Genomic DNA, 16,024 nt, shown 5'->3' on the forward strand with positions numbered 1-16,024 from the left:
ACATGGCGAGAATGCGATGCACGTGATCGTCATCGGCGCCGGCGTGATCGGCGTCTGCTCGGCCTGGTATCTGCGCGAGGCCGGCTTCGAGGTCACGGTCGTCGACCGGCGCAGCACGCCCGCGCAGGAATCGAGCTTCGGCAACGCGGGCGTGATCGCGCCCGGCTATGTCACGCCCTGGGCCGCCCCCGGCATGCCGGGCAAGGTGCTGCGCAACCTGTTCGCCGCGGAATCTCCGGTGCTGTTCCGGCCCAGCGCCGATCCGGCCATGTGGCGCTGGATCGCGCGCTGGCTCGGCGAGTGCCGGCTCGACCGGTATCGCGTCAACAAGCTGCGCATGCAGCGGGTGGCCTTCTACAGCCGCGCCTGCCTGCACGAACTGCGCGACCGGCTCGGCATCGAGTACGAGCAATCGCAGGGCTATCTGCAGCTGTTCCGCACCCAGCGCGACCTCGACATGGCGCAGCCCGCGCTGGCGCTGCTCAAGGAAAACAACGTGCCGCACCGGCTGGTCGATGCGGACGTGTGCCGCCGCATCGAACCGGGCCTGGCCACGGATACTCCGCTGGCCGGCGGCCTGCACCTGCCCGAGGACGAGTCGGGCAACTGCCCCACCTTCACGCGCAAGCTGCGGCAGCTGGCGGAAGCCGCGGGCGTGCGCTTCGTGATGGACGCGACCGTCACGCGCATCGCACCGGCGGCGGCAGGACTGACGGTCGAACTCGACCGCAACGGCACGCGCAGCAAGCTCGACGCCGAACGGGTCGTGGTGGCCGCCGGCGTGGCCAGCGCCGCGCTGCTGCGGCCGCTGGGCCTGCGCATTCCGCTCTACCCCGTCAAGGGCTATTCCGCGACGGTGCAGGTCCGCGACGAACTGCAGGCGCCGCTGGCGGCGTTGATGGACGAGAGCTACAAGGTGGCCATCACCCGCATGGGCAACCGGATGCGCATCGCCGGCACCGCCGAGTTGGGCTCGCGCAAGCTCGACCTGCGCCGCGCCGCCGTCAACACCTTGCTCAAGGTCGGACGCGACTGGTTTCCGGCGGCCGGCAACTACAATGAGGCGTCGCTGTGGGCCGGCGCGCGCCCGATGCTGCCCGACGGTCCGCCTCTGATCGGACCCACCGCGATCTCCGGTCTCTATCTGAACCTTGGACACGGGTCCACCGGCTGGGCCATGTCGTGCGGATCGGGCCGGATCTGTGCCGCGCAGATCGCGGCTGGCATCGGGTCCGGCAGCGGGCCCGAGATCGACATGGAAGGACTGACGCCGGCCCGCTATGGGCTCGGCCCTCGTCTATGACCAGTTCCCCGGGGCAAACGCCCCATGCCGCGGACACCGCCACCGCCTTCCCGACCATCCCCCCGACCGGCTGGCTGCCGCTCGACGCGGCAAGCCGCGCCGCCATCCCACTGTATGACGTCGCCACGATCCGGCGCATCGAAGCCGCCGCGCTCGCCAGCCTGCCCGCCTTCACGCTGATGTCGCGCGCGGGCGCCGCGGCGGCCGACTGGCTGGCGCGCCATGCCCCCGCCGGCCCGCTGCTGTTCGTGGCCGGTCCCGGCAACAACGGCGGCGACGCGGTCGTGGCAGCCACGCTGATGCATCGTGCCGGACGCACGGTACAGGTGTGGCTGGTTGGCGGACAGCCCGACCGCCTGCCCGCGGACGCGGCGCGCGCCTGGCGCGATGCCGTCGCGGCCGGCGTGCCGCTGCGCGTGGTGGCCGACAGCGAGCCGCCAGCGAGCCTTGCCTGGGAATACGCGGCCGTGGTGGATGGCCTGCTGGGCATTGGCCTGAATCGCCCCGCCAGCGGCATCCTCGGGGACTGGATCGGCCATCTCGCCGGGCTGGCGGCGAAAGGGCTGCCGGTCTTTGCGCTCGACATTCCAAGCGGACTGTTCGCGGACACCGGGGCCGGCGCGCCCGCGGTCCGCGCGGTGCGCACGCTGACATTCCTCGCCGCCAAGCCGGGCCTGCTCACGCGGGACGGCCGTGATTGCGCGGGCACCGTCGATATCGCCCCGCTCGGGCTCGACTATCCGCCGCGCGAGCCCGCCCCGGCGCGGGTCAGCGGGGCCGGCGACTTTATCGCGGACCTGCCCTACCGGCACCACGCCGCGCACAAGGGCACCCACGGCTCGCTGGCCGTGGTCGGCGGCAGCGCCGGCATGGCCGGGGCACCGCTGCTCGGCGCGCGGGCCGCCCTCCATCTCGGCGCGGGCCGCGTCCATGTCGCCTTCCTCGCGCAGCCGGCGCCGCTGCTCGACGCCGTGCATCCCGAACTGATGCTGCGCCCGCTGGACGACCTCGATGTCGGCGCCATGTCGGCGCTGGTGGCCGGGCCCGGCATGGGCACCGGGCCGGACAGCGCGGCCCGGCTGGCCGCCCTGCTTCGCACCATTGCCGGGCTGACCGCGCAGGGCAACAGCGCGCCCGCGCTGGTGTTCGATGCCGACGCGCTGAACCTGCTTGCCGCCGACGCCGTGCTCGCGCAGGCCGCCCGCGATGCCGGCGTGCCGATCGTGCTGACGCCGCATCCGCTCGAAGCGGCGCGCCTTGCGGGCTGCGGCGTGGGCGAGATCCAGCGCGACCGGCTGGCGGCCGCGCGTGCGCTCGCGGCCAGATGGCGGGCCGTGGTCGTGCTGAAAGGATCGGGCACCGTCATTGCGGAGCCCCCGGCATCGGGTCCGGCATCGGGCCATGCCGAGCCCCCGCCCGGCCTCTGGATCAATCCCACCGGCAACGCCGGCCTCGCCACGGCGGGCACCGGGGATGTGCTCGCCGGCATGATCGGCGCCCTGCTGGCTCAGGGCATGCCGCCATCGGCCGCGGCACGCGCGGCGGTATGGATCCATGGCCGCGCCGCCGAGCACCTGGTGCAGGCGGGCACCGGCCCGGCGGGACTGACGGCCAGCGAACTCTATCTGCCGGCGCGGGCCATCCTCAACGCGCTGATGCGAGGCGACTTGCAGACATGAAGCCGCCGGCCACTCCTGTTCCGACCGCACTGGCCGCCGGGCCGACGCGCCGCGACCTGCTCACCGGCATCGGCCTGCTGGTGCTGGGCCAGTGGATCCTGACCCTGCTCGACGCCACCGGCAAGACGCTGACCCAGCAGGGCCTGCCCGTGGTGGCGGTGGCCTGGATCCGCTATCTCGGCCACGTGGTGGCGATCTTCCTGCTGCTCGGACCGACCCGCTTCAAGGCGCAGAGCCGCCCCGCCCTCCCCGGCCTGCAATGGCTGCGCGGCGGCCTGATGCTGCTGTCCACGCTGGTGTTCTTCTCGGTGCTCAAGCTGATGCCGCTGGCGCAGGCCACCGCGCTGAACTTCTGCGCCCCGCTGTTCGTCGTGGCGCTGTCGCCCTGGCTGCTCGGCGAGCGGCCCAACGCCCACGCGCGGCTGAGCCGCTGGGGCGGCGTGCTGATCGGCTTCGCCGGCATGCTGGTGGTGGTGCGCCCGGGCGGGCAGCTCACGCCGCTGGGCGTGGGGCTTGGCCTGACATCGGCGCTGCTGTTCGCGCTGCTGCAGATGCTGACGCGGCGCGTGGCGGCCCACGATGCGCCGATGACCACGCTGATCCAGAGCGGCATCACCGGCGCGTGCCTGACCACGCTGCTGGTGCCGTTCTTCTGGTTCGAGGCAATGCCCACTGCCCTGCAATGCGCGCTGCTGCTGTCGGCGGGCATCACCGGCTCCGTGGGCCACTACTTCGTGATCCGCGCCTTCCAGTACGCGGATGCCTCGTTCCTCAGTCCATTCCTGTACCTGCAGATCATCTCGGCCACCACCGTCGGCTATCTGGCCTTCGGGCAGCTGCCCGACTGGACCACCGCGCTCGGCATTGCCGTGATCTGCGTGGGCGGGGTCTGCGTGGCGGGCGGCGAGTCGGTGATGCGTGCGGTAGCGCGCGCATTCCGGCGCGCTCCGTAGGCGCGGCCGCAAAGCAACCCAATGTCGGCGTCCATCCGATAGAGACAGCCTAAAGTGCCGGGCTATACTAGCGCGACGATGGTTAGCCAACGCGGCGCAAGGCCGCGGCACGACTGAGACCTACCCGACAGCGCATGCCCACTGATCTCCACGCCTGGCACACCCTGCAGCAACACCACAGCGCGATCCGCGATCAGCATCTGCGCGACTGGTTCGCCCAGGAGGGCGGCCCCGATACCGGCAGCGCCCGCGCGGCCCGCTTTACCCTCGAGGCCGCGGGCCTCGTACTCGATTACTCCAAGAACCGCATTACGGCGCAGACCATGGACCTGCTGGTGCGCCTCGCCGAGGAAGCCGGCCTGCAGCGACGCCGCGAGGCCATGTTCGCCGGCGAGCATATCAACGCCACGGAAGACCGCGCCGTACTCCACGTGGCGCTGCGCGCGGCGCCGGATGCCGGCTTCCAGGTCGACGGCAAGCCCGTCATGCCCGGCGTGCACGATGTGCTGGCGCGCATGCGCGAGTTCTCGCAGCGCGTGCGCGGGGGCGAATGGACAGGCCATAGCGGCAAGACCATCACCGATGTGGTCAACCTGGGCATCGGCGGCTCCGACCTGGGTCCGCGCATGGTGTGCCGCGCGCTGGCCCACCTGCCCACGGCCGCCACCGCCGGGGGCACGGCGCCCCGCGTGCATTTCGTGTCGAACGTGGACGGCACCGAGCTGGCGGAAACGCTGGCCGGGCTCGATCCCGACCGCACCCTCGTCATCGTCTGCTCCAAGACCTTCACCACGCTGGAAACCATGGCCAACGCGCACAGCACGCGGCAGTGGTTTCTCGACCGTGGCGTGCCGGAGTCCGAACTGGCCCGGCATTTCGTCGCGGTCTCGACCAACCTCGACGCCGTGCGCGCCTTCGGCATCGATCCGGCCAACATGTTCGAGTTCTGGGACTGGATCGGCGGGCGCTTCTCGTTGTGGTCCTCGGTCGGACTGTCGATCACGCTGGCGCTGGGCTTCGAGGCCTTCGCCGAGCTGCTGGCCGGCGGCCGGGACATGGACGAGCATTTCCGCACCGCCCCGCTGGACCGCAACATGCCCGTGGTGCTCGGCATGCTCGGCGTCTGGTATCGCAACTTCTTCGGCCTGCCGACCAGTTGCATGGCGCCTTACGCGACCTCACTCGAACTGTTCCCTGCCTTCCTGCAGCAGCTGGAAATGGAGAGCAACGGCAAGTCGGTGCGGCGTGACGGCTCGCCCGTGCGCACGCATACGTCGCCGGTGGTATGGGGCACGGCAGGCACCAACGGGCAACACGCGTACTTCCAGATGATCCACCAGGGCTCGCAGATCGTGCCGGTGGACTTCGTCGCGCCGCTGACGCCGCCGCGGGGCCTGCCCGGCCATCACGCCAAGCTGCTGGCCAACTGCTTCGCCCAGGCCGAGGCCCTGATGCGCGGGCGCACGGACGAGGAAGTGCGCGCGGCCGGCATCACCGACGAGGCCCGCATCCCGCATCTGCGCTTCGAGGGCAATCGACCCAGCAATACGATCCTGATGGAAGGCGTGACCGCCCGCGCGCTGGGGGCGCTGATCGCCCTGTACGAGCACCGCACGTTCGTGCAGGGCGTGGTGTGGGATATCAATTCGTTCGACCAGTGGGGTGTCGAACTCGGCAAGCTGCTGGCCAAGCCGATCGAGCAGGAACTGCGCGGCGGCGGTGGCGCCGCGCACGACGCCTCGACCAGCACGCTGATCGCCCGTGCGCGCGCCGCGCTGGGCGGCGGACAAGGCTGAAGCGACCGCCCGTACTACACCTCGGCGCCCATCCACTCGTCGCTGGCCACCTTGCCCGCGTCGATGGTCAGGATGCGGCCGCAGCGGGCCGCCACCGAGCGGTCATGCGTGACCAGCACCAGCGTCGAGCCGGCATCGCGGTTCAGTTCGAACATCAGCTCGATCACCGCCTCGCCGGTGGCCGTATCGAGGCTGCCGGTGGGCTCGTCCGCGAACAGCAGGTCGGGCCGGGCCACGAAGGCGCGCGCCAGCGCCACGCGCTGCTGCTCGCCGCCCGACAGCGTGCGGGGATAGTGCGACAGGCGCGCACCCAGCCCCACCCGCTCGAGCATGGCCTTGGCGCGCTCGCGCACCCCGTCGGTCTCGCCGCGCAGCTCCAGCGGCAGCATCACGTTCTCGATGGCGGTCAGGTGCCCCACCAGCTGGAACGACTGGAAGACGAAGCCCACGTGCCTGCCGCGCAGCGCGGCGCGCTGGTCCTCGGTCAGCTTGAAGATGTCGTGCCCGTGCAGCGATACGGTGCCCGTGGAGGGCAGGTCCAGGCCCGCGAGCAGGCCCAGCAGCGTCGATTTGCCCGAGCCGGATGCGCCGACGATGGCCAGGGTCTCGCCCGGCGTGACGGAAAAGCTGACGTCATGCAGAATCGTCAGCGAACCCGTCGCGTCGGCCACGGTCTTTCCCAAGGAGTCGACAGCAAGAATGGATGAAGACATGAGCAAACGTATCCGGTGCGGAATCTGGAAGAAAATGGCGAACGCCTGGCGCGGTCTGGTATTGACCGCGATTGTCGGCATGGCGTTCCCCGCGGCGGCCCAGGCGGCGCAGACCATCCTGGTGCTGGGCGACAGCCTGTCGGCGGAATACGGCATCGCGCGCGACGCGGGGTGGGTCAAGCTGCTGGAAAAGCGCCTGCGTGAAGAGCGGCTCGATTATAACGTCGTCAATGCGAGCATCAGCGGCGAAACCACGGTGGGCGGCAAGACACGCCTGCCCGACCTGCTCAAGCGCCACCGTCCCGCCATCGTGGTGGTCGAGCTGGGCGCCAACGACGCGCTGCGCGGACTGCCGCTGAAGACCACCGAAACCAATCTGCGCGGCATCGTCACCAGCGCCACCGACGCCAGGGCGCGCGTGCTGCTGGTGGGCATGCGCATCCCCCCCAACTACGGCCAGGACTACGCCGAGCGCTTCCACGGCCTGTACGGCAAGCTGGCCGAAGAATACCGGCTGCGGCTGGTGCCCTTCTTCCTCGACAAGGTCATCGAGAAGCCCGAGTGGTTCCAGCAGGACCGCATCCACCCGACGGCAGAGGCGCAGCGCACGCTGCTGGACAATGTGTGGCCGCAGCTGAAGCCGCTGCTGACGCCGGCGGCCAAGCGCGGCTGACGCAGCTGCCGCGTTGCGCGCAGGCGCAGGCGTCCGTAGGGACGACCAAGCGCCCCTACTGCACCAGGCAGCTTTCCCGCGACAGCCGGCGCGCCCCAGGATAGTGGGTGCGCCTCGTCGCGGCTCCCTGCGCGGCCAGCAGCATGGCCATCTGCTCGTCGCCGCGCTCCACCGCGATATCGAGCACGGTGCCGCCATTGGCATCGGCAGCGCACGCATCGGCGCCCAGCGCGAGCAGCAGGTGAACCAGCTCGCGGCTGCCGGCGGCCACCGCCAGCGGCATCGCCTCGCGCATCGTGCGCGCATCCAGCCTGCCGCTGTACTCCAGGACCGCAAAGGCGAGTTGCGGCGCGCCGTTTCGCAGCGCCGCCAGCAACGCCGCGCCAAGATCGGCGTCATGCCAGGCCGGACGACGGCGCGCCGCGAGAACCACCGCCATCGCCTCCGGCACCGCGCCCATCGCCGCCACGTGCAGCACGGTCTGCGGCCGCTCGAACCAGCGCGCGGGCGGACGGTGCGGCTGCGCGGGTTCGGCACCCCAGGCGATCAGCAGCCGTGTCACCGCGGCGCTGGTAAGCCCGCACATCAGCGCGGAGACCTTGATGCCGGTGCGCCGGCAGTGGCAGATCGCGTTGACCTCGGCGCCCCGCTCCAGCAGCCACGCCACCAGGTCGGCGCGGCCGGCCTCCGCCGCACGCATCAGCACCGTCATGCCGCGCCCGTCCGCCGCGTTGACCCCGCCCAGTTCCATCACGTGATGCGTCAGGGTGCGCAGGGCGCCGCCATCCAGCGCCTCCGCGTAACCCACCCAGCGCAGACCGCTGGGGCCCTGCCCCCAATCCTCGCAACGTTCGAGCAGGTGGATGTCGGCGATCAATCCGTCCACCACCGCGGCCGATCCGTAGCGGCGCGCGCATTCCAGCGCGCCGCGGCCCTGGCGGTCGGCGCGGTCCGCGAGCGCGAGGCCGCCGGCGGACAATAGCGCGCTGACCGTGTCCGGCTGACCGGGGGCCCGCGCGACCGCGAGATGCAGGGCGGTATTGCCATCGCCATTGGCGCGCAGCGGATCGGCTCCGGCTTGCAGCAGCGCGCGCACGAAGGCGGCGCTGGCGCCGGCATGCACGGCAAGATGCAACGCGCCATTGCCCTTTCCATCGACCGCGTGGGCCAGGCTTGGCACACGCGCAAGCAGCGTGCGCGCGCCGTCCTCGTCGCGGTCGGTCAGCGCCCTGGACAACGCCGGCAGCGGGTTGGTCGGCATGCCCTGACCGGCAGAGGGCGTTGGCGGATGTCCACTGATTCGCATGCGATCGGTTCCGTTTATTGCCGCGCCAGCGGCGGGAGCAGGCGGCCAGCCTAGCGAGCCGATCGTTCAGTGTCTGTTACGCGGATGGCACCAATGTAGGAAATGGGAGCGCGGGAGAAACCGGGCGGCCATGGAAAAACACCCCAGGGCGGGACCGAAGTCCCGCGCCTGGGGTGCCACGGGACGGCGCGTACCGCTTGCGCCGTCATGGTGCCGCGGCGGTTCAGCCCGCCGGCGCCTGCTCCGGCGTGGCGGCAGGCTTCAGGACCTCGACCTTCGACCGGTCCTTCAGGCTTTCGTAGTAGGCCTCCAGTTCGCTCTGACCGGCAAGCTGCGACAGTTGCTGCTGCTCCGCCTGGCGCTGCGCGGCATCGGTGGCGGCGGCAGGCTGGCTCACCTTGGCGATGCGGTAGATGGCATAGCCGTCGGCGCCGAGGTCCACGCCAACCATCGCCGGCAGCTTGGTCGCGTCGGCACGCATGATGGCCTCCACGGCCTTCGGCGCGACGCCATCGGCCTTGCTGCGCGACACGGTGGTCGACGCGCCGAACCGCTCGGCGTTCGCGTTCTGCTTCAGCGCGGCCAGGCGCGCCTCGCCATCCTTCCTGGCAAGCTCCGCGGCCTGCTGGGCGATATACGCAGTGCGCACCTTGTCCTTCACCTCGTCGAACTTGCGCACCGTGGCCGGACGATGTTCGACGATGCGCGCCGCCACCAGCGTGTTCGGGCCCACCTGCACCGCCTCGGTGTTGCGCTTGTTCTTGAGCGAGTCGTCGCTGAACAGCGCCGCCAGCACCTTCTCGTTGTTCAGCGGATTGCCGGCGCCCAGCGCGGGGTTGGGCTGGCGGGTCACGTTGTCGGCGGTCTGGATCACCAGCTTGAAGCGATCGGCGGCCGGCTTGAGGCTGTCGGGCTGCTCGTAGACGACGTTGCCGAACGCGTCCGCCGTTTCCGCGTACTTCTTGGCCGCCAGCTGTTTGCGCAGTTCGGCTTCCAGTTCCGTCTTCACGGCCTCGAGCGGCTGCGTTTCGGCGGCCTTGATGCCGGTCAGCTTGATGATGTGATAGCCGTAGTCGGTTTCGACCACATTGCTGATCTCGCCATCCTGGAGCGCGTACATCGCGTCCTCGAACGGCTTGACCAGCGCGCCGCGGCCCATGAAGCCCAGGTCGCCGCCCTTCTCCGCCGAGCCCGGATCCTGCGACTGCTTGCCCGCCACGTCGGCGAAGGTGTTGGGCTGCTTGCGCAGTTCCTCCAGCAGCTTCGTCGCCTTGTCCTTGGCTGCCTGGCGTTCCGCGGCCGGACCGTCCTTGGGCGCGGCGATCAGGATATGGCTGGCACGGCGCTGCTCCTCGGTGCGGAAGCGCGCGATATTGCTTTCGTAGTAGGACTTGAGTTCTTCCGGCGTGACGGAGGTGGTCGCGGCAAGGGCGTCGCCCGACAGCACCAGGTATTCGACCTTGGCCTGCTCGGGCACGGCGAAGTCGCGCTGATGGCTTTCGTAGTACGCCTTCAGCGCGGCCTCGTCGGCGTTGACCTTGCCGGCGAAGTCCGCCGGCTTGATGACCAGGCCCTGCACTTCACGCTGCTGGTCGCGCACGGCGATCAGGCGATCGAGCAGCGACTTCGGCATGAATGCCGTGGCGCCGACCGCCTGGCCCAGTTGCTGGGTAGCGAGGTCGAAGCGCATGCGCGCATCGAACTGCTCGGGCGTCATGCCCTGCGCGGCCAGCAGTTCCAGATAGGCCTTGTCGTCGATGCCGCCGTCCGCCTTGCGCGGCAGCTGCGCGATTGCCGGAATGCTGCTGATGGCCTCGTACAGCCGTTCGTTGGACACCGTCAGATGCTCGCGCTCGACTTCGGCGGCGACCACGCGTTGCAGGATCAGCTGGTCCAGCACGGCCTGGCGCGCCTGCGGACCCTCGAACTGGCGCGGATCGTAGCTCGCCCCCAGTACCTGCCGCATGCGCTCGGACTGGTCGCGCAGCACGTTGTCCACTTCGGTCACGGTGATGGTGCGGCCGTCGACCTTGGCGGCGTCGAGCGAGCTGTCCATGAAGCGCGAATAGCTTTCCACGCCGAAGAATACAAACGACGGGAAAACGAGCACCAGCAGGATCAGAAGCATCAGGCGCCGGTTATTGCGAACGAAATCAAGCATGCTGGGTGGGGAGAAGAATTGGTCCGGAGACAAACCACGGATTCTATCAGGCACGGCCAGTCCGGCACGAAATTCGGGGTCGTGAGGATGAGGGGGGAAGCGCAAACAAAAACGCCTGCTTGCGCAGGCGATTTTATTTGGCGGAGTGGACGGGACTCGAACCCGCGACCCCCGGCGTGACAGGCCGGTATTCTAACCGACTGAACTACCACTCCGATGTCGGCACGCTTCGGCCGGAATACGGCCATTCGACGATGCGGCGCCCGGGTGTTCGTTGCGATGGGGAGTGGTGGGTGCTGAGGGGTTCGAACCCCCGACCTACGCCTTGTAAGGGCGCCGCTCTACCAACTGAGCTAAGCACCCGCTCGACATCGCAGCACCTTGCAGGCTGCATCGCCGCGCACGTATCAGAGAAATTACTGCCGTTTGCGTTGCGAGGCCGCGATTGTAATACGGGCTTTGTCGGTTTGCCAAGGCACGAATTCGCGACCCGCAAAAAAAAAACCGCAGGGTGCGACCCCTGCGGTTTTGTGCGACCGGCCTGCGGACGCAGCGACCTCAATGATGAATCATCTCGGGTTGCGCAGCCTTGCCCTTGTCCGCCACTTCGGCGGGGCTGGCCACCTCTTCCGGCAGCGGCTCCGGCTTGCGCTCGAGCGCCAGTTCCAGCACCTTGTCGATCCAGCGGACCGGCACGATCTCGATGCTGTTCTTGACGTTGTCCGGGATCTCCGCGAGATCCTTGACGTTCTCTTCCGGGATCAGCACCAGCTTGATGCCACCACGGTGCGCCGCCAGCAGCTTTTCCTTCAGGCCGCCAATCGGAAGCACCTCGCCGCGCAGCGTGATCTCGCCGGTCATGGCCACATCGGCACGCACCGGAATGCCCGTCAGCACCGACACCAGCGCCGTGGTCATCGCGCCACCCGCGGACGGACCGTCCTTGGGCGTCGCGCCTTCCGGCACGTGGATGTGAATGTCGCGCTTCTCGAACATCTCGTCCGTGATCCCCAGCCGGCGAGCCCGCGAGCGGACCACCGAACGGGCGGCTTCGACCGACTCCTTCATCACGTCGCCCAGGGAACCGGTGCGGGTGATGTTGCCCTTGCCCGGCATGATCGCGGCTTCGATGGTCAGCAGATCGCCGCCCACCTCGGTCCAGGCCAGACCGGTCACCTGGCCCACCTGGTTTTCCTTGCCGGCCAGGCCGAAGTCGTACTTGCGCACGCCCAGGAATTTGTCCAGGTTTTCCGAGTCGACCGTGATGGTGCCGGTTTCCTTCTTCAGCAGCAGCAGCTTCACGACCTTGCGGGCGATCTTCGACACTTCCCGCTCCAGCGAGCGCACACCGGCCTCGCGGGTGTAGTAGCGGATGATGTCGCGGATCGCGGCTTCCGTCACCTCGATCTCCCCTGCCTTCAGACCGTTGTTGCGGATCTGCTTGGGCAGCAGGTAGCGCTGGGTGATGTTGACCTTCTCTTCTTCCGTGTAGCCGGACAGCCGGATGACTTCCATCCGGTCGAGCAGCGGCGGCGGAATGTTCAGCGAGTTCGACGTCGCCACGAACATCACGTCGGACAGATCGAAGTCCACCTCGATGTAGTGGTCCTGGAACGTGTGGTTCTGTTCCGGGTCCAGCACCTCGAGCAGCGCCGACGACGGATCGCCGCGGAAATCCATGCCCATCTTGTCGATTTCGTCGAGCAGGAAGAGCGGATTGCGCACGCCGACCTTGGCCAGGCTCTGCAGGATCTTGCCGGGCATCGAACCGATATAGGTCCGGCGGTGGCCGCGGATCTCGGCCTCGTCCCGCACGCCACCCAGTGCCATGCGCACGAACTTGCGGTTCGTCGCGCGCGCCACCGACTGGCCGAGCGAGGTCTTGCCGACCCCGGGAGGTCCGACCAGGCACAGGATCGGCGCCTTCACCTTGTCCACGCGCTGTTGCACCGCGAGGTACTCGAGAATGCGTTCCTTGACCTTCTCCAGACCATAGTGGTCTTCGTCCAGCACGCGCTCGGCGTTCGCCAGGTCATTGTTGACCTTGCTCTTCTTGCGCCACGGCAGGCCGACCAGCGTGTCGATGTAGTTCCGCACGACGGTGGCTTCAGCCGACATCGGCGACATCAGCTTGAGCTTCTTGAACTCGGCCTCGGCCTTCTTCTTGGCTTCCTTCGGCATGCGCGCAGCCTTGATGCGCTTGTCGAGCTCTTCCAGGTCCGCGCCTTCCTCGCCCTCGCCCAGTTCCTTCTGGATCGCCTTGACCTGCTCGTTCAGGTAGTACTCGCGCTGGCTCTTCTCCATCTGGCGCTTGACGCGGCCACGGATGCGCTTTTCCACCTGCAGGATGTCGATCTCGCCTTCCAGCTGCGACAGCAGGCTTTCCAGGCGCTCGGTCACGTTGACCATCTCCAGGATCTTCTGCTTCTGCTCGAGCTTGATCGGCAGATGCGCGGCGATGGTGTCCGCCAGGCGCCCAGGCTCGTCGATGCCCGACAGCGAGGTCAGGATCTCCGGCGGGATCTTCTTGTTCAGCTTTACGTATTGGTCGAACTGCGACACGATCGCGCGGCGCAGGGCCTCGGTCTCGGCGCTTTCGACAGGACCCGGAGGCACCGGCACGGCTTCGCACATGAAGTGCGAATCGTCCTCGGTGACCTCGCGAATGTTCGCGCGCTGCGTGCCTTCGACGAGAACCTTCACGGTGCCGTCGGGCAGCTTCAGCATTTGCAGGATATTGGCGATGCAGCCTACCTCGTAGAGGTCGTCGGCGGTGGGCTCGTCCTTAGCCGCCGTCTTTTGGGCCACAAGCATGATGCTTTTGCCCGACTCCATCGCAGTTTCAAGCGCCTTGATGGACTTCGGACGTCCCACGAACAGTGGGATCACCATGTGCGGAAACACCACCACGTCGCGCAAGGGCAACAGCGGGAGGCGAATCGGCTCAGCCGGGAGGAGTTGCGTTCCAGACATCAGTTTCCCCAGTCAGTCATTTAAGGCGTAAATTGGGCCGCGGGAACCGATTACAAGATACCTATGACCTCGGTTCCTGCGCCGGCCAGTGCTTCGGCCGACACTTGCAAACCCTGCGCAAACAGCATACCCGCGTTTCCTCCCCGTCGTCGGCCGAAATGAAGAAAAAAAGCCGCTCGCTTCTCGCGAACGGCCTCGGGACTTGGCTGCCGGCAGGCAATCGCCAACTACGCCGGCGTTCGCATCAGTTGGAGCCAGCCACTTTGGGCTGGTCCTCGTACATCAGCAAGGGCGGCGCGTCACCGGTGATGGTGCTCTCGTCGATGACGACTTTTTGCACGCCCTTGTAGTTTGGCAGTTCGTACATCACGTCCATCAGCGATTGCTCGAGGATGGACCGCAGGCCACGGGCGCCGGTCTTGCGCTTGATGGCCTTGCGCGCGATGGCCGACAGCGCGGCGGGACGGATTTCCAGCTCCACCCCTTCCATCGCCAGCAGCTTCTGGTATTGCTTGACCAGCGCGTTCTTGGGCTCGACCAGAATCTGCATCAGCGCGGCCTCGTCCAGCTTGGCGAGCGTGGCAACGACGGGCAGCCGGCCGATCAATTCCGGGATCAGACCGAACTTGATCAGGTCCTCGGGCTCGGTCTGCGGCAGCACCTCGCTGACATCGCGCTCTTCCTTGCTTTGCACCTGGGCTGCAAAACCAATGCCAGTCTTGTCGGAGCGCTGCATGATGACCTTCTCGAGACCATCGAACGCGCCACCGCAGATAAACAGGATGTTCGTCGTATCGACCTGCAGGAAGTCCTGGTTCGGATGCTTGCGTCCGCCCTGCGGCGGCACCGAGGCCATGGTGCCTTCCACCAGCTTCAGCAGCGCCTGCTGCACGCCCTCGCCCGATACGTCCCTCGTGATCGAAGGGTTATCCGACTTGCGGGAGATCTTGTCGATCTCATCGATATAGACGATGCCGCGCTGCGCCTTCTCGACTTCGTAGTTGCAGTTCTGCAGCAGCTTCTGGATGATGTTCTCGACGTCCTCGCCGACATAGCCGGCTTCGGTCAGCGTGGTCGCGTCCGCAATGACGAACGGCACGTTGAGCAGCCTGGCCAGCGTCTGCGCGAGCAGCGTCTTGCCCGAGCCGGTCGGGCCGATCAGCAGGATATTGCTCTTGGCGAGTTCGACATCGTCCTTCTTGCCCAGATGCTTCAGGCGCTTGTAGTGGTTGTACACCGCCACCGCCAGAATCTTCTTGGCCTGCTCCTGGCCGATCACGTACTGATCCAGGCTTTCCCGGATCTCCTGGGGTGTCGGCAGGTCGGATTTGGTGGCCGCCGGCGCGTCCTTGTCGGATGCCGCAGCCTCGTCGCGGATGATCTCGTTGCAGAGATCGATACACTCGTCGCAGATAAACACCGACGGGCCCGCGATAAGCTTCTTCACCTCGTGCTGGCTTTTGCCGCAGAACGAGCAATACAGAAGCTTCTCGCTGGATGAACCTTTTTTATCCGCCATAAGAATCAGTCACATTAAGCAGGGTGCGTGCCGCGACACAGAAAGGGCCACGGCGATACGCTTGAAACGCATCATACGCCAAAACCATTGGCGCGTCGGGCGGATACCCCGCCTGTGGGGCAAACGCAAAAACGAGGCGCGAGGCCTCGTTCGGGTGTAGGCTCGGTCGTTTGAGGCCGAATCGTTACCTGCGCGGGCAGCGCCCCCAGGGTGCAGGCACCTCGGAAGCGGCCCGTGCCATCAGCCGCGCTTGGCAATGACCTTGTCGATCAGGCCATAGTCGGCGGCCTGTTCGCCGCTCATGAAGTTGTCGCGATCGGTATCGCGGGCAATCTTCTCGACCGGCTGGCCGGTGACTTCCGACAGGATGCTGTTCAGGCGCTCGCGCAGGTACAGGATCTCGCGGGCCTGGATCTCGATATCGGAAGCCTGGCCACGGGCACCGCCCAGCGGCTGGTGAATCATGATGCGGGAGTTCGGCAGCGCGAAACGCTTGCCCTTGGACCCGGCGGCCAGCAGGAACGCGCCCATGCTGGCGGCCATGCCCATGCACAGCGTCGACACATCCGGCTTGATGAACTGCATGGTGTCGTAGACCGCGAGGCCGGCCGACACCGAACCACCCGGCGAATTGATATAGAGCGACACGTCCTTGTCGGGATTCTCGCTCTCCAGGAACAGCAACTGCGCCACGATCAGGTTGGCGGTCTGGTCGTTCACTTCGCCGACCATGAAGATCACTCGTTCCTTCAGCAGGCGCGAGTAGATGTCATAGGCGCGCTCGCCCCGACCGGACTGCTCGACCACCATCGGCACCAGCCCGAGCCCCTGGGTTTCCAGGGCCGAGGCCTGCGTGGTGGCGAGACGGTCAAGCAAATCATTGCGGGTCATGCAGGTTCTCCAGGGATTCGATGAGAGGCAGGCGGGCCGGGTGAGCGGTCCGGCCGG

The 16,024-nt window shown here is 67.6% G+C and carries 11 protein-coding genes and 2 tRNA genes; 5 read left to right on the forward strand and 8 right to left on the reverse strand.

The genetic code is table 11. The features are described from left to right. Nucleotides 1-16: 16 nt before the first annotated feature. The 4 genes from LDO27_RS08790 to pgi all read left to right on the forward strand — a co-directional run bounded on the left by LDO27_RS08790 (nucleotide 17) and on the right by pgi (nucleotide 5,731). A complete protein-coding gene (locus tag LDO27_RS08790; protein WP_224041205.1) occupies nucleotides 17-1,303 on the forward strand; it encodes a D-amino acid dehydrogenase in 1,287 nt (428 codons plus the stop codon). After that, a complete protein-coding gene (locus LDO27_RS08795) occupies nucleotides 1,300-2,982 on the forward strand; it encodes an NAD(P)H-hydrate dehydratase (RefSeq protein ID WP_224041207.1) in 1,683 nt (560 codons plus the stop codon). Before LDO27_RS08790 ends, LDO27_RS08795 begins: the two co-directional genes overlap by 4 nt. Further along, entirely contained in the window at nucleotides 2,979-3,935 is a 957-nt protein-coding gene (locus LDO27_RS08800; RefSeq protein WP_224041209.1) for a DMT family transporter, read from the forward strand. The genes LDO27_RS08795 and LDO27_RS08800 overlap by 4 nt, the downstream gene beginning before the upstream one ends. Before the next feature lie 134 nt (nucleotides 3,936-4,069). Further along, nucleotides 4,070-5,731: a glucose-6-phosphate isomerase gene (gene pgi / locus LDO27_RS08805; protein WP_224041211.1), complete on the forward strand. Its 1,662-nt coding sequence runs from the start codon at nucleotides 4,070-4,072 to the stop codon at nucleotides 5,729-5,731. A gap of 14 nt (nucleotides 5,732-5,745) precedes the next feature. Here pgi and LDO27_RS08810 read toward each other — a convergent pair whose 3' ends face one another. Then, complete coding sequence (locus LDO27_RS08810) at nucleotides 5,746-6,444, reverse strand: ABC transporter ATP-binding protein (protein ID WP_222201151.1); 699 nt, start codon at nucleotides 6,442-6,444, stop codon at nucleotides 5,746-5,748. Here LDO27_RS08810 and LDO27_RS08815 point away from each other — a divergent pair. After that, nucleotides 6,443-7,117 carry an arylesterase gene (locus tag LDO27_RS08815; RefSeq protein WP_290368807.1) on the forward strand — a complete coding sequence of 225 codons (675 nt, stop codon included), beginning with the start codon at nucleotides 6,443-6,445 and terminating at the stop codon, nucleotides 7,115-7,117. The genes LDO27_RS08810 and LDO27_RS08815 overlap by 2 nt on opposite strands. A 55-nt stretch (nucleotides 7,118-7,172) precedes the next feature. Here LDO27_RS08815 and LDO27_RS08820 read toward each other — a convergent pair whose 3' ends face one another. The 7 genes from LDO27_RS08820 to clpP form a co-directional block, all read right to left on the reverse strand. Then, nucleotides 7,173-8,378, reverse strand: a complete 1,206-nt coding sequence (locus LDO27_RS08820; protein WP_224041213.1) for an ankyrin repeat domain-containing protein — start codon at nucleotides 8,376-8,378, stop codon at nucleotides 7,173-7,175. 268 nt (nucleotides 8,379-8,646) lie between these two features. Next, nucleotides 8,647-10,584 carry a SurA N-terminal domain-containing protein gene (locus LDO27_RS08825; RefSeq protein ID WP_224041215.1) on the reverse strand — a complete coding sequence of 646 codons (1,938 nt, stop codon included), beginning with the start codon at nucleotides 10,582-10,584 and terminating at the stop codon, nucleotides 8,647-8,649. 138 nt (nucleotides 10,585-10,722) lie between these two features. Next, a tRNA-Asp gene (locus tag LDO27_RS08830) sits at nucleotides 10,723-10,799 on the reverse strand. 72 nt (nucleotides 10,800-10,871) lie between these two features. After that, nucleotides 10,872-10,947: transfer RNA gene (locus LDO27_RS08835), tRNA-Val, on the reverse strand. Nucleotides 10,948-11,142: 195 nt separating this feature from the next. Beyond that, nucleotides 11,143-13,557 carry an endopeptidase La gene (gene lon, locus LDO27_RS08840; RefSeq protein WP_224041217.1) on the reverse strand — a complete coding sequence of 805 codons (2,415 nt, stop codon included), beginning with the start codon at nucleotides 13,555-13,557 and terminating at the stop codon, nucleotides 11,143-11,145. Nucleotides 13,558-13,801: 244 nt separating this feature from the next. After that, nucleotides 13,802-15,076 (reverse strand): ATP-dependent Clp protease ATP-binding subunit ClpX, encoded by a 1,275-nt coding sequence (gene clpX / locus LDO27_RS08845; RefSeq protein ID WP_222201156.1) that lies wholly within the window; start codon nucleotides 15,074-15,076, stop codon nucleotides 13,802-13,804. A gap of 240 nt (nucleotides 15,077-15,316) precedes the next feature. Next, on the reverse strand, nucleotides 15,317-15,967 hold the full coding sequence (gene clpP, locus LDO27_RS08850; protein ID WP_222201157.1) for an ATP-dependent Clp endopeptidase proteolytic subunit ClpP: 651 nt from the start codon (nucleotides 15,965-15,967) through the stop codon (nucleotides 15,317-15,319). Nucleotides 15,968-16,024: the final 57 nt, after the last annotated feature.

This window comes from Cupriavidus respiraculi (genome assembly GCF_914271545.1).
Lineage (GTDB): Bacteria > Pseudomonadota > Gammaproteobacteria > Burkholderiales > Burkholderiaceae > Cupriavidus > Cupriavidus respiraculi.

Bases quoted from the DNA above. Each gene is read 5' to 3' on its own strand.
- lon (WP_224041217.1), bottom strand. From the start codon at position 13,557: ATGTCTGGAACGCAACTCCTCCCGGCTGAGCCGATTCGCCTCCCGCTG.
- LDO27_RS08800 (WP_224041209.1), top strand. From the start codon at position 2,979: ATGAAGCCGCCGGCCACTCCTGTTCCGACCGCACTGGCCGCCGGGCCG.
- LDO27_RS08810 (WP_222201151.1), bottom strand. From the start codon at position 6,444: ATGTCTTCATCCATTCTTGCTGTCGACTCCTTGGGAAAGACCGTGGCC.
- LDO27_RS08790 (WP_224041205.1), top strand. From the start codon at position 17: ATGCACGTGATCGTCATCGGCGCCGGCGTGATCGGCGTCTGCTCGGCC.
- LDO27_RS08795 (WP_224041207.1), top strand. From the start codon at position 1,300: ATGACCAGTTCCCCGGGGCAAACGCCCCATGCCGCGGACACCGCCACC.
- pgi (WP_224041211.1), top strand. From the start codon at position 4,070: ATGCCCACTGATCTCCACGCCTGGCACACCCTGCAGCAACACCACAGC.
- LDO27_RS08825 (WP_224041215.1), bottom strand. From the start codon at position 10,584: ATGCTTGATTTCGTTCGCAATAACCGGCGCCTGATGCTTCTGATCCTG.
- clpP (WP_222201157.1), bottom strand. From the start codon at position 15,967: ATGACCCGCAATGATTTGCTTGACCGTCTCGCCACCACGCAGGCCTCG.
- LDO27_RS08815 (WP_290368807.1), top strand. From the start codon at position 6,443: ATGAGCAAACGTATCCGGTGCGGAATCTGGAAGAAAATGGCGAACGCC.
- LDO27_RS08820 (WP_224041213.1), bottom strand. From the start codon at position 8,378: ATGCCGACCAACCCGCTGCCGGCGTTGTCCAGGGCGCTGACCGACCGC.
- clpX (WP_222201156.1), bottom strand. From the start codon at position 15,076: ATGGCGGATAAAAAAGGTTCATCCAGCGAGAAGCTTCTGTATTGCTCG.